Origin of the sequence: Nitrobacter sp. JJSN, assembly GCF_051912485.1 — a bacterium.
Taxonomy (GTDB): Bacteria; Pseudomonadota; Alphaproteobacteria; order Rhizobiales; family Xanthobacteraceae; genus Nitrobacter.
Map to the genome: position 1 here is coordinate 805815 of NZ_CP196822.1, position 11476 is coordinate 817290.

The window sequence follows — 11476 nt, forward strand, 5'->3', positions numbered from 1 at the left end:
TTCGGGAATGTAGCTGGAGATACCATGGCTGCCGTAAAGTTCGGCATCGGTCAAAGCGTCCGGCGCAAGGAAGACGATGCGCTCATTCGCGGCAAGGGCCGCTATACCGACGATCATGCACCGTCCGATGCGTTGCATGCGTTGATGCTGCGCTCGCCGCACGCCCATGCGACATACAGGATCGATGTGTCCCGTGCTTGCGGCCTGCCGGGCGTCGCCCTGATCCTTACCGCAGCCGACGTCGTCGACCTCGGCGGCTTGCCCTGCCAGTTCAATCTGCCCGACCAGCCTTTCACCGCGCCGCCGTATCCGATCCTCCCCCGCGACGAGGTAAGGCATGTCGGCGATGCCGTTGCTTTCGTGGTCGCCGACACGGTCGAGCATGCGCGCGATGCGCTCGAGGCGATCGCGATCGAGTGGACGCCGCTCGCCTCGGTCGTCGGTGTCGCCAATGCAGTGAAGAAAGGCGCGCCTCAGGTCTGGCCCGAGCACGCCGGCAACGTGCTGTTCGACGCTTCGATCGGCGACAAGAAGGCGGCCGATGCTGCCTTCGCCGGGGCGCATGCTGTGGCCGAAGTTTCGATCGTCAATCCGCGCGTTGTTACCAATTACATGGAGACGCGCGCCGTCGTTTGCGAATATGACGCGCGCCAGGATCGTTTGACACTGACGGTCGGCAGTCAGGGCAGCCATCGGCTGCGCGAAATTCTCTGCCGGTCGGTGCTGAAGATGCCGATAGAAAAGATGCGCGTGATCTGTCCCGACGTCGGCGGCGGATTCGGCACCAAGCTTTTTCCTTATCGTGAATATGCGCTGATCGCGGTCGCCTCGAAAAAACTTCACAGGACCATAAAATGGACGGCGGAAAGGTCGGACCATTTCATCGGAGATTCGCAAGGACGCGACAACGTCACGACCGCGCGCATGGCGCTGGCGGAAGACGGCAGGTTCCTCGGCATGGATGTCGACCTGATGGGAGACATGGGCGCCTATCTCTCGACCTTCGGTCCCTACATCCCGTATGGCGGGGCCGGGATGCTGCCGGGCCTTTACGATATCCAGGCGTTTCATTGCCGCGTACGCGCCGTGTTCACGAACACCGTGCCGGTCGACGCCTATCGCGGCGCCGGCCGCCCCGAGGCGGCGTACGTGGTGGAGCGTTTGGTCGATGCCGCGGCGCGCAAGCTTGGCATGAGGCCGGACGCGATCCGGCGCAAGAATTTCATTTCGCCGAAGGCGATGCCGTACAAGACCGCGACCGGCAAGATATATGACTCCGGTGATTTCGCGGCGCACATGAAGCGCGCCATGGAGATCGCGAACTGGAAGGAATTTCCGAAGCGGGCCAAGGCCGCAAAAAAGCGGGGGCTCGTCCGCGGTATCGGATTCGCAAGCTATGTCGAGGTGTGCGGCACCATGGGCCGGGAGCGGGCTGATGTGCGGCTCGATCCCAACGGTGACGTCATGGTGCTGATCGGCACACAGTCGAGCGGGCAGGGCCATGCCACCGCCTATGCGCAGATCATCGCCGATCAGTTCGGACTGCCGCCCGAGCGGGTTCACATGATCCAGGGCGACACCGATGTGGTCGTTTCCGGTCTCGGCACCGGCGGATCGAGTTCGATTCCCTCGGGCGGCGTCAGCGTCGAGCGGGCGACCCGCAAGCTCGGCGACCAGCTCTGCGAGATGGCGTCCGAGGCGCTGGAAACCAGCGCGGCCGATCTCGAGATCAGCGATGGCTCGGTCCGTATCGCGGGCACCGATCGTTCTATCTCCTTCGCCGACCTTGCAAAGCGCGCCGGCCCCTCAAAGCTGACGGCCAACGAAAGCTTCAGCAGCGCTGACGGCACCTATCCGAACGGCACCCATCTCGTGGAAGTCGAGATCGATCCGGCGACCGGAAAGATCGGGTTAGTGAACTATGTCGTCGTCGACGATTTCGGCATGACATTGAATCCGCTTCTGCTGGCCGGACAGATCCATGGCGGCACTATGCAGGGTATCGGCCAGGCGTTGATGGAACAGGCGGTCTACGATACCGGGGACGGGCAGCTCGTCACCGGCACGTTGATGGATTACGCGCTGCCGCGCGCGGCCGACGGCACCTCGATCACCTTCGAGACCCACAACGTCCCCTGCGCCACCAATCCCCTCGGGGTGAAAGGGGCGGGCGAAGCGGGCTCCATCGGCTCCTGCCCGGCGGTGGTCAACGCCATCATCGACGGCCTGTGGCGGGAGTACGGGATCGATCACATCGACATGCCGGCCACGCCCGAGCGGGTCTGGATGGCGATCCGCAAGCGCCAGCGCCAGCATCGCTTGTGAGGACGGCGGGCTTGGAGCCATTCCGGGGCGATGGGCAAACAAAAAGGGACGAACCCGGGTTCGTCCCTTTTTGCCGAAGCCTTGTGAGCGCGATTTGGGTCGGAGCCTACTTCGTGACCTGACCGCGGATTTCGCCGCCCGGATGGGCCGCGGTATGGACGTTGACATAGTACTTGCCGGCCAGGAGATCGGCGGCTTGCGCATCGGTCAGCGTGGCGCTGCCTTCGGCCGGGCTGGACGTCGCATTGGGGATCGCAACCGCAACGCCCGCATTCTGCCCGGCTGCTGCCGGACCATGGAAATGGGCGGCCGACGCCGGACCGGTCAGACCCGAATAGGTCAGTTTCCAGGTCAATTTTTTGGACGCGGCATCGTAATTGGCATCGACCATCCCGGTGCCCTTGCTGGTATTGGCAGGCACTTCGGATGCGCCGTTCAGGGTTGCTTTCAGCTTTTCAGCTGACGCTTGACCTGCGAACGCGATAGCGGCGGTGAGGGTGAGGGCGGCGAGAAAAATCTTGGTGGTTTTCATCGTTTTCTCCTGGTCGTGTTCGGTTCGGTGCGGGTTTTAACAAGGCGTCCCGTCGTTTGTTCCAGATGCAGGAGCGGCTAGTTGGTTCCGAACGCCTTGAAAGTAATGATGGTGTGGGTATCCTGAATGCCGGGAATGACCTGCACCTTCTCGTTGACGAAGTGTCCGATATCGGTGTCGTTATCGACGTAGAATTTCGCCAGGAGATCGTAGTCGCCGGCGGTGGAATAGATTTCCGAAGCAATCTCGGCCTCCGCGAGAGCGTTGGCGACGGTATAGGATTGGCCGAGTTTGCACTTGAACTGAACGAAGAAAGGAACCATCGCTTATCTCCGGAGGACGTCAGGTTCCAATATAGCGATTTCGGGTCGGCGGGACACCGGTTCGCGCCGGAAAAAAGTAGGTAACCGGCGCCATGCGGAGGCTTCCGCCGGCAATCCGCTGCTATCTCTGCCGCGCTAATGGAGTGGGTTTGACATTCGCTACCCATCTGCTGCGGGTATCGCGATGCGAATGTCAAATCCAAACTCCACTTAGAACCTTATAGTTGCTAGTGGTCCGTGGGCGACGGCCCCGCGCGAGAACATGGATGACAATTCCCATTGCATTGACCATGGCCGGGTCCGACTCCAGCGGGGGCGCGGGAATCCAAGCCGACATCAAGACATTCGCGGCGCTTGGAGTCTATGGGGCGTCCATCATCACGGCGCTGACGGCGCAGAACACGCAAGGTGTTTCGGGGATCCACCCTGTGCCGGCCAGTTTCGTAACCGCGCAGATCGATGCGGTGTTTGCCGATCTCGATGTCGGAGCCGTCAAGATCGGCATGGTCGCGGACGTCGCCGTGATCGATGCCATCTTCGCCGGCCTATTGCGCTGGTCGCCCGCGAATGTGGTGCTCGATCCGGTGATGGTTGCGACATCGGGGGCTCGTCTGCTGGAGCCGGATGCGGTGGAGGCATTGCGGAGTAAACTTGTTCCGCGCGTGCAGCTCTTGACGCCGAACCTGCCGGAGGCAGCAGTGCTGCTCGACGAAGGCGTTGCCGAGAGCGAAAGCGACATCGCGCGACAGGGCCGGCGGTTGCTCGCGTTCGGCTGCGCGGCGGTCTTGATCAAGGGTGGGCACGGGCAGGGTGCCGAGAGCATCGACTATCTTGTCACCCGCGACGGTGTGCTGGCGCTTGCCGCTCCGCGCGTCACCACGAAAAACACCCACGGCACCGGCTGTTCGCTGTCATCGGCCATCGCCGCCGGCCTCGCCAAGGGCGATGACATGGAAACCGCCGTGCGCGGCGCGAAGGCTTACATCACCGCGGCGATCGTGGCGTCGGACCGGCTGGGCGTCGGTCACGGTCATGGACCGATCCATCATTTCCACAAGCTGGATCACGATTGACGGCGTCGCCATCCGGATGGTGCCTGTCATCGCCTTGTCACGACGGCATGGTAACTTCTCCGTCATGAGAGGCGACGCGATGAATGAAGACAATCCGGATCGCCGTTTCCGAACCCTGTTCATCTCCGACATTCATCTCGGCGCCGGCGGCTCTCAGGCCGACCAACTGCTGGATTTTCTCAAGTATCACGATGCCGAGACGATCTATCTCGTCGGCGATGTCGTCGATGGCTGGGCGCTGAAGTCGAACTGGTACTGGCCGCAGTCGCATAACGACTTCGTCCAGAAGATGCTGCGCAAGGCGCGTAAGGGCGCGACAGTTGTCTACGTGCCGGGCAATCATGACGAATTCCTGCGCTCCTACTATGGAACGCATTTCGGCGGCATCGAGGTCGTCGAGAACGCGATCCACGAGGGCGCTGACGGACGGCGCTATCTCGTTATCCATGGTGATATCTTCGATCTCGTGGTCCAGAACGCACGCTGGCTCGCCCACCTCGGCGACAAGGCCTATGACCTCGCGATCAGGATCAGCCGCCTCGTCAACGCGTTCCGCCGCTCTTTCGGATTCCCGTACTGGTCGCTGTCGAAATGGGCGAAGTTCAAGGTCAAGAACGCGGTGAATTACATCGGCGCGTTCGAGCAGACGCTGGCCGGTGAAGCGCGTCGTCACGGCGCCGACGGCGTAATTTGCGGCCATATCCACCACGCCACGATCCGCGATGAGCACGGCATTCGCTATATGAACTGCGGCGACTGGGTCGAGAGTTGCACCGCACTGGCTGAGCATGAGGATGGCCGATTTGAGATCATCACCTGGACCGATCCCCAGCGGCGATCGTCACCGGTCATGCTGATGAGCGCGCGGGCGGCCTGAATGCGCATCCTGATCGCAACCGATGCCTGGCTTCCGCAGATCAACGGCGTCGTGCGGACGCTGGCGATGACTGCCGCCGCGGCGAAGCCTCTCGGCGCTGACATCCGTTTTCTCACCCCTGAGTCGTTCCGGACTATTGCCCTGCCGGGTTACTCCGGACTGCGCGTCGCACTGCCGGCGCCCGGCAAGATCGCAGCGCTGATTGCAGAGGCCGATCCCGACAGCATTCACATCGCGACCGAGGGGCCGATCGGCGTCTCGGTGCGCCGCTATTGCCGCAAGCACGGGCGGCCGTTCACGACCAGCTTCCATACCCGCTTTCCGGATTACGTCTCGGCACGAGCGCCGATTCCAGAGGCCTGGATATGGGCTGCGCTGCGCCAGTTTCATGGTGCCAGCAGAGCTGTCATGGCGGCGACCCCTGCGCTTGCGGGCGAATTGCGCATGCGCGGTTTTCACAATGTGGTGCTATGGCCTCGCGGGGTCGACGTCGGATTGTTTCATCCGCGCGCGACCGACCTCGGCCTGCCGCGCCCGGTCTTCCTGTCGGTCGGACGCGTCGCCGTCGAGAAGAACCTCGATGCCTTTCTCGGTCTCGATCTTCCCGGCACCAAGGTTGTGGTTGGCGATGGACCGGCGCGTGCGACTCTCCAGCGAGCCTATCCGGATGCGGTCTTTCTCGGTCCGCGCACGGGCGAACAACTCGCAAAAACCTATGCCGCTGCCGACGTCTTTGTGTTCCCGAGCCGCACCGATACCTTCGGCTTGGTTCTTCTTGAAGCGCTGGCGAGCGGCGTTCCGGTCGCGGCCTTCCCGGTGGCCGGTCCCCGCGACGTCATCGGCGAGGCTCCCGTCGCCGTATTGGACGACGATTTGCGGTCGGCGTGCCTGGCGGCGCTGAAAATCACACCTGCCGCCTGTCTTGAGTTTGCCGCTAGCCTGACATGGGAGAAGTCGGCCCGCGCTTTCGTCACCAATATCATTGAGGCTTGCGCGGCTGAGGCGAGAGCGTTTGATGTCCGCATTGCTGATCCGCGTTTCGTTGCCTGATTTTGCGCCGGCTCGCGATGGCAGGCAGCTCAGGAAAAGAACGCGATCTTTTCGGCCTGGGTCATGCGCCGGATCGGAGCCAGCGGATCAGAGCGGGTTGCGGTGCGTTGCACGATGCCGCTTGCCAGCAGTGATGCGCCGAGCGAAGGCGGCGCGACAATTTCAGGTAATGATTCGGACTCCGGGTCGATGCGTGCATCAGAGCTGTCCGCGACGAGTTCGGGAACTGGCTCCGGTTCGGCAACCACCGGATCGCCGATAGCGGCGTCCACGGTTTCGGGTTCGTCGAAATCGGGCGCACCCATTTCGAGAGCGATCATATCCAGCACGGCGTCGTCATGCGCCGTGTCCTGCTCGTTCACAGTGGCGGCTGGCGATTGTTCGCCATGAATTGTCGTCATCGCTTCATCGACGGCGTCGACCTGCGCTTCGGATACGGTGGCCGCGGCTTCTGCTTCGAAGGCGACGGTGTCGACGACAGCCTGCTCAGGAGGGGCTGTTTCCTCAGGCGAGGCGGAGGCTTCGTCGGTGGTTGCCGGGGGCGAGGAGACAGTCTCCGCGCGAGGCTGTGAAGCCGTCGCGGCAGGTGAGTCCGATAATTCGTCGAGCGTCGACTCGATCAACCCGAACACGACTTGGAGCGCCGCGGAATCGTCTCTGGCGGCGAGCTGCTCGTGAACAGCGTCGATCGCGCCAGCCTGCGAATCGAGAATATCGCAAATCCGGCTGTCGCCGCCGATCTCGCGCCACCTCCACGATATCTCGCGAATGATGCGCGCGCCCTTCTGGATCGGGGCGAGCGCATCGTTCATGATCCGTTTGTCGAATGACACGGCTGCGGCGGTTTTGGCCTCGGCGAGGCTGCTCCTGATCGCCGCGAGCGCCCTGGGTAATGTATCGTCAGGTGCTGCAGGCTGTTGGGCCGCGATGGTTTGCTCGATGCGTGCAACAGCATCGAGCACCGCGGTGGTGTCCGCGTTGCGGTTGCGCTTGGCGTATTCGGTAAGAAACCATCGGCCCCGCGAGGTCTCCATGAAGGCTTCGCGAATGGCGTCGAAATCCGCAGCGCTGGGCGGAGCAGCGCTGGCGGAAATCGGCGACAGGGCAAAAGCTTCATCGGCCATGGCAAACTCGTCGCGCAAATCATTACGCGTGACTGTAACGATCACCATGATCCGCCGCGAATCGCAATTGAATTGACGCCATTCGAACCGGAAATCCCCACTCCGTCGTATCCCGGACGGCCAGTGATTCGTCTTGCCTTGGCTTTGTGACCTGGCGAGTTATTGGGGCCTGGACGCCGCGCCCGGATCAGCCCCAGAATGCGGCGTCCGGCGGATAGACCGTGCTGCCCTCGTAGCGGAGACCACCGTCGCGATCCTCGGCCAGCAACAGTGGACCATCGAGGTCGACGAAACGGGCCTGCTGGGCGATCAGCATCGCTGGCGCCATCGACAGCGAGGTCGCGACCATGCAGCCGACCATGATCTCGAAACCCAGCGCTTGCGCCGCATCCGCCATGGCCAGCGCTTCGGTCAGGCCGCCGGTCTTGTCGAGTTTGATGTTGATGGCGTCGTAGCGTTCGCGGAGGCCGTCGAGCGAGGCGCGGTCATGGACGCTTTCATCCGCGCAGACAGCAATGGGTCTGCGAATTCGCGCCAGCGCCTCGTCGTTCCCCGCGGGAAGGGGTTGCTCGACAAGCGTGACGCCGGCGGCCTCGCATGCCGCGAGGTTTCGCTCAAGGTCGTGGGGGGTCCATGCCTCGTTGGCGTCGACGATTAGTTCCGATTCCGGGGCTTGCTTGCGGACGGCGGCGATGCGTTCGGGATCGCCGTCACCGCCGAGTTTGATCTTGAGGAGGGGCCGACGTGCGGCTTTGGCGGTTGCCGCCGCCATCGCTTCCGGCGACCCCAGCGAGATCGTGTAGGCCGTGGAACGAGGGGCGGGTGCCGGGCGATCCAGCAACGTCCAGATCCGCCGACCGCTGCATTTGGCTTCGAGATCGCACAGCGCGCAGTCCAGAGCATTGCGCGCAGCGCCGGCCGGCATGGTGGACGCGAGGGATTGGCGATCCAGACCTGCGGCGAGGGAGTCCTGCATCGCGAGGAGGCTAGCGAGAACGCCCTCGGGAGTTTCCCCGTAACGGGCATATGGAACGCATTCTCCACGTCCGGTGCGGCCGTCCCGGTTGATTTCGACGACGACCACGATGGCTTCGGTCTTGGCGCCACGACTGATCGTGAAACTGCCCGCGATCGGCCAGCGCTCGATGCGGCACCGAAGCGTGGTTGCGTCGTTCGACAGCGTTTCCAAGTTGGACAAGTCCGAATGCACCGCAGCCAGCCATGATTGGGAAGGATAACACCCCACGAGCCGGTGACGTCGTGTTAACGTTCCGCCTCGTGATAGCAGAGATTCGGCGCGGAGCTGATATTGGTCGACGATCCCACACTGAAGCAGATTGCGCAAGGCGACGGTCTGGCGCTCTGTGCGGCCGGCCTCTGGACGGCGCGCTTCGCTCCGGCGCTCGAGCAGATGGTGGTGGATGCGGAAAAACTGGCCGGCAGCCGGCCCGATATCTTCATCGACGTGTCGCGAATTTCGAGACTCGACACTTTCGGTGCATGGCTGATCGAGCGCCTGCGCCGCAGCCTGACCCGGGGCGGTGTCGAGGCGAAGATCGCAGGGCTTTCCCTGAACTATTCAAGTCTGGTTGACGAGGTTCGTCGCGTTCCGGTCGCCGATCCGCCACCGGCGCGTCAAAACGCGCTGACAGGTCTGCTCGAAGATATCGGGCGTAACGTCGTCGGATTCGGAACGACGCTGACTAGCCTGATCGGGATGCTGGGCGCGGTGCTGGCCGCCAGCGGCCGGGTCATGCGCCATCCGCGATCGTTTCGCCTGATCTCGACCGTCCATCATCTGGAACAGGTTTGCTGGCGCGCGGTTCCGATCGTCGTTCTCATCACCTTCCTGATCGGCTGCATTATCTCGCAACAGGGCATCTTTCATTTCCGGAAATTCGGCGCGGATATTTTCGTCGTCGACATGCTCGGCGTCCTGGTGCTGCGGGAAATCGGCGTTCTGCTGGTTGCGATCATGGTGGCCGGCCGCTCCGGGAGTGCCTACACAGCCGAGCTCGGTTCCATGAAGATGCGCGAGGAAATCGACGCGCTGCGCACCATGGGTTTCGATCCGATCGAGGTGCTGGTTCTGCCGCGGATGCTCGCGCTGGTGATCGCGCTTCCGATCCTGGCTTTTCTTGGCGCGATCGCCGCGCTCTACGGCGGCGGTCTGGTGGCGTGGTTGTATGGTGGCGTCCAGCCCGAGGCGTTTCTCCTTCGGTTACGCGATGCGATCTCGATCGATCACTTCGTCGTCGGAATGATGAAGGCGCCGGTGATGGCTGCCGTGATCGGGATCGTTGCCTGCGTCGAAGGGCTTGCTGTGGAAGGCAGCGCAGAATCGCTCGGACGACGCACCACGTCGTCGGTCGTGAAGGGAATCTTCTTTGTCATCGTGATGGACGGCCTGTTTGCGATCTTCTTCGCCTCGATCGGGATGTAGAAATGGCCGGCGACGCATCCGATCCCATTATCCGCGTTCGCGACATCTCCGTCCGGTTCGGCGCCACGAAGGTCCTGGACGGCTTGAGCCTCGACGTGAAGCGCGGCGAGATTCTCGGCTTCGTCGGTCCGTCGGGTGCAGGCAAATCCGTGCTGACGCGCACGATCATCGGGCTCGTGCCGAAGATCGGTGGCAGCATCGAGGTTTTCGGCGTTGATCTCGATGCTGCGGATGAGACGGCGCGGCGCGCGGTCGAGCGCCGCTGGGGCGTGCTGTTTCAGCAGGGCGCGCTGTTTTCCTCGCTGAACGTCCGTCAGAACATCCAGTTTCCGGTGCGGGAATATCTCGACGTTTCGCAAGCCCTGCTCGACGAGATTACCATCGCCAAGCTTGGCATGGTCGGATTGCGGCCGGAGGTCGCCGACCGCTATCCGTCCGAACTGTCCGGCGGAATGATCAAGCGGGTGGCGCTGGCGCGGGCGCTGGCGCTCGATCCGGAACTGGTCTTCCTCGATGAGCCGACATCGGGTCTGGATCCGATTGGGGCGGGGGACTTCGATGTTCTGGTGCGGACGTTGCAGCGAACTTTGGGGCTGACGGTTTTCATGGTAACCCATGATCTGGACAGCCTTCATACAGCATGCGACCGCATCGCCGTTTTAGGGAACGGTAAGATCATTGCGGCAGGATCGATGGCCGATATGCTGGCCTCGCAGCATCCCTGGCTGAGAGCCTATTTTCACGGCAAGCGCGCCCGCGCCGTCGTGGGTTGAAGCGGTACCGGAGCAGATTTGATGGAAACGCGGGCGAACTTCGTCCTGATCGGAGCGTTCACGCTTGCTGTGATCGCCGCTGCCTTCGGTTTCGTCCTCTGGTTCCAGAGCCTCCATACCACCAAGGCGCGCAGCCCGCTCCGTATCGTGTTCGAGGGTTCGGCTTCGGGCCTGCGCAACGGCGGCAGCGTGAATTTCAACGGCATCCGTGTCGGCGAGGTGGTAAAGGTCAAGCTTGACGATCCACGCCGCGTTGTGGCGCTGGCGATGGTCGAAAACGCTGCTCCGATCCGCGGGGACACCCGCGTCGGGCTCGAATTCCAGGGACTGACCGGCGTTGCCGCGATTTCGCTGAAGGGCGGCGAGGTCGCGGCGCCGCCGGTGCCTCTCGATCAGGATGGCACTCCGATCCTGACCGCCGATCCGGCCGGCTTGCAGGATGTGACCGAGTCGATCCGCGCGACATTGCAAAACGTCAATCGCGTCGTCGCCGAGAACGAGACCGCCGTGAAGAACACGTTGCAGAACGTCGAGACCTTCACCGCCTCGCTCGCCCACAACGCCGAGAAGATCGGCGACCTGGTGCAAAAGTTCAATGAGGTCATGAACAAGGCTGACAGCGTCATGACCAAGACGGATGACCTGATGATCGGCCTCGACGCCATCGCCGGCGGCAAGGAGGGCGGTGAATTGCTTCCGGCGGTGAAGTCGATTCGCGAGCTCGCCGATGACTTCAACAAGCGCTCAGGCGCGCTGATGGCTGACGGCCGCCGCACCCTTGGCGATATCAGCCGGGCGGTCAATAATCTGGATCGTAATCCCACCCGTTTGCTGTTTGGCGCCGGCAGCAGCAGTGCACCGGCCCCGGCGGCTTCGGTTCGTCCTCCGAGGAGGCAGTGAGGGCGCGGCGTCGCGCGATAAGCGCTCTAGACAACAAAAACGGCAACGCGAGCGTT

General features: G+C 62.8%; 11 protein-coding genes. 7 read left to right on the plus strand and 4 right to left on the minus strand.

The window, feature by feature from the left end; all coding sequences use genetic code 11:
- Positions 1–24: 24 nt before the first annotated feature.
- A complete protein-coding gene (locus ACSZOQ_RS04070) occupies positions 25–2325 on the plus strand; it encodes a xanthine dehydrogenase family protein molybdopterin-binding subunit (RefSeq protein WP_439924754.1) in 2301 nt (766 codons plus the stop codon).
- 106 nt (positions 2326–2431) lie between these two features.
- On the opposite strand, the gene ACSZOQ_RS04075 is transcribed toward ACSZOQ_RS04070, so the two are convergent.
- Positions 2432–2857: a CHRD domain-containing protein gene (locus ACSZOQ_RS04075; protein ID WP_439924755.1), complete on the minus strand. Its 426-nt coding sequence runs from the start codon at positions 2855–2857 to the stop codon at positions 2432–2434.
- A 77-nt stretch (positions 2858–2934) separates the two neighbouring features.
- Positions 2935–3180 (minus strand): Lrp/AsnC ligand binding domain-containing protein, encoded by a 246-nt coding sequence (locus tag ACSZOQ_RS04080; protein ID WP_439924756.1) that lies wholly within the window; start codon positions 3178–3180, stop codon positions 2935–2937.
- A 266-nt stretch (positions 3181–3446) separates the two neighbouring features.
- On the opposite strand from ACSZOQ_RS04080, the gene thiD reads away from it, so the two are divergent.
- From thiD to ACSZOQ_RS04095, 3 genes are all read left to right on the plus strand, one after another.
- A complete protein-coding gene (thiD, locus tag ACSZOQ_RS04085; RefSeq protein ID WP_439924757.1) occupies positions 3447–4253 on the plus strand; it encodes a bifunctional hydroxymethylpyrimidine kinase/phosphomethylpyrimidine kinase in 807 nt (268 codons plus the stop codon).
- Positions 4254–4332: 79 nt separating this feature from the next.
- Complete coding sequence (locus ACSZOQ_RS04090; protein WP_439925946.1) at positions 4333–5130, plus strand: UDP-2,3-diacylglucosamine diphosphatase; 798 nt, start codon at positions 4333–4335, stop codon at positions 5128–5130.
- On the plus strand, positions 5131–6180 hold the full coding sequence (locus ACSZOQ_RS04095) for a glycosyltransferase family 4 protein (protein WP_439924758.1): 1050 nt from the start codon (positions 5131–5133) through the stop codon (positions 6178–6180). It abuts the gene before it with no gap.
- A 29-nt stretch (positions 6181–6209) separates the two neighbouring features.
- Here the strand turns inward: ACSZOQ_RS04095 and ACSZOQ_RS04100 are convergent, their stop codons facing one another.
- Positions 6210–7352 carry a hypothetical protein gene (locus tag ACSZOQ_RS04100; protein ID WP_439924759.1) on the minus strand — a complete coding sequence of 381 codons (1143 nt, stop codon included), beginning with the start codon at positions 7350–7352 and terminating at the stop codon, positions 6210–6212.
- A gap of 139 nt (positions 7353–7491) precedes the next feature.
- Positions 7492–8502: an N-acetyl-D-Glu racemase DgcA gene (gene dgcA, locus ACSZOQ_RS04105; RefSeq protein ID WP_439924760.1), complete on the minus strand. Its 1011-nt coding sequence runs from the start codon at positions 8500–8502 to the stop codon at positions 7492–7494.
- A gap of 111 nt (positions 8503–8613) precedes the next feature.
- On the opposite strand from dgcA, the gene ACSZOQ_RS04110 reads away from it, so the two are divergent.
- Genes ACSZOQ_RS04110 through ACSZOQ_RS04120 form a run of 3 tightly spaced genes read left to right on the plus strand, consistent with a single transcriptional unit; the run spans position 8614 to position 11420 of the window.
- Positions 8614–9747 (plus strand): MlaE family ABC transporter permease, encoded by a 1134-nt coding sequence (locus ACSZOQ_RS04110; protein ID WP_439924761.1) that lies wholly within the window; start codon positions 8614–8616, stop codon positions 9745–9747.
- 2 nt (positions 9748–9749) lie between these two features.
- Positions 9750–10520 carry an ABC transporter ATP-binding protein gene (locus ACSZOQ_RS04115; protein ID WP_439924762.1) on the plus strand — a complete coding sequence of 257 codons (771 nt, stop codon included), beginning with the start codon at positions 9750–9752 and terminating at the stop codon, positions 10518–10520.
- A gap of 21 nt (positions 10521–10541) precedes the next feature.
- Entirely contained in the window at positions 10542–11420 is an 879-nt protein-coding gene (locus ACSZOQ_RS04120) for an MlaD family protein (protein WP_439924763.1), read from the plus strand.
- The last annotated feature ends 56 nt before the right edge of the window (positions 11421–11476 follow it).

Bases quoted from the DNA above. Each gene is read 5' to 3' on its own strand.
- ACSZOQ_RS04070 (WP_439924754.1), top strand. From the start codon at position 25: ATGGCTGCCGTAAAGTTCGGCATCGGTCAAAGCGTCCGGCGCAAGGAA.
- ACSZOQ_RS04075 (WP_439924755.1), bottom strand. From the start codon at position 2,857: ATGAAAACCACCAAGATTTTTCTCGCCGCCCTCACCCTCACCGCCGCT.
- ACSZOQ_RS04080 (WP_439924756.1), bottom strand. From the start codon at position 3,180: ATGGTTCCTTTCTTCGTTCAGTTCAAGTGCAAACTCGGCCAATCCTAT.
- thiD (WP_439924757.1), top strand. From the start codon at position 3,447: ATGACAATTCCCATTGCATTGACCATGGCCGGGTCCGACTCCAGCGGG.
- ACSZOQ_RS04090 (WP_439925946.1), top strand. From the start codon at position 4,333: ATGAATGAAGACAATCCGGATCGCCGTTTCCGAACCCTGTTCATCTCC.
- ACSZOQ_RS04095 (WP_439924758.1), top strand. From the start codon at position 5,131: ATGCGCATCCTGATCGCAACCGATGCCTGGCTTCCGCAGATCAACGGC.
- ACSZOQ_RS04100 (WP_439924759.1), bottom strand. From the start codon at position 7,352: ATGGTGATCGTTACAGTCACGCGTAATGATTTGCGCGACGAGTTTGCC.
- ACSZOQ_RS04115 (WP_439924762.1), top strand. From the start codon at position 9,750: ATGGCCGGCGACGCATCCGATCCCATTATCCGCGTTCGCGACATCTCC.
- ACSZOQ_RS04120 (WP_439924763.1), top strand. From the start codon at position 10,542: ATGGAAACGCGGGCGAACTTCGTCCTGATCGGAGCGTTCACGCTTGCT.